Genomic DNA, 901 nt, shown 5'->3' with positions numbered 1-901 from the left:
GTGGCGGGGTGGTGGCGGGCGACCACGTCGGGGCAGTACGTCACGCCCCATCCGCGGGCCGCGAGGTCGTAGGCGAGCAGGGTCTCCTCGGCCCCGAAGAAGAGCACCCGGTGGTAGCCGCCGGTCTCCAGGTAGGCGATGCGGCGGGCGACGGCGGCGCAGCCGAGGAAGCCGAGCACCTGGGTGCCGGGCAGGTCGGGGACGGCGCCCAGCGGAGAGCCGGCGAGGACCTCGTTCATCGGGTCGTCGGCGCCCTCGAGCCCGACCAGGGTGCGGGCGGCGAGGAGCCCGAGCCGCGGGTGTGCCTCCATGCACCGTGCGGCGGCGGTCAGCGCGCCGGGCTCCCACCAGGAGTCGTCGTCGCTGAAGGCCACGTAGGGGGTGCCGAGCAGCCGCACCCCGTGGGTGCGGGCGGTGGCGCCCTGGTTCTCGGCCAGCGCGATGGTTCTGACCTGCGGGAAGTCGCGGCCGATCATCTCCCGCGTGCCGTCGCGGGAGGCGTTGTCGACCACGACGACGGGCGGGTTCTCGGGCAGCGCGAGCAGGCGGCGCAGGGTGCGGGCGAGGCTGTCCCGCCGGTCACGGGTGGCGATCACCACCCCGACGGCGGGACGCGGGTCGTCGTCCGGTGCCGGAGCGGTCATGGCGTTCCGGTGGTCACGGCGGGGCCCGAGGAGGCGGCGGGGCCGGAAGGCGCGGCAGGCCCGGCGGGCCCGACCGGTGCGGGACGCCCGTGCGGCCCGGCACCCGTGGTGGATCCCCGGCCGGCGGTGGGCCGTGCCGCCGCGTCCGCGGTGTCACCGGCCCTCTCCCCCGGCAGCCGTCCGAAGGCGCCGAGGACCTCGTCCACGGTGATCCGCAGCAGGCCCGGGTCGGGGCGGCGGGCGTGCGGGTCGCCGGG

The 901-nt window shown here is 77.7% G+C and carries 1 protein-coding gene and 1 pseudogene; both read right to left on the bottom strand.

From position 1 onward, the window contains the following. Positions 1-644: glycosyltransferase family 2 protein (locus ACOV8S_RS04895; protein WP_448316286.1), on the bottom strand; the 644-nt coding region annotated here is incomplete at its 3' end. Beyond that, positions 641-901, bottom strand: a pseudogene (locus ACOV8S_RS04890) (hypothetical protein); the annotation flags it as partial. The gene ACOV8S_RS04895 and the pseudogene ACOV8S_RS04890, both read right to left, overlap by 4 nt.

It is taken from the genome of Streptomyces sp. CO7 (assembly GCF_053474865.1).
Note: the sequence above shows the minus strand (reverse complement) of the source record. Positions and strands in the feature narration are given on the sequence as shown.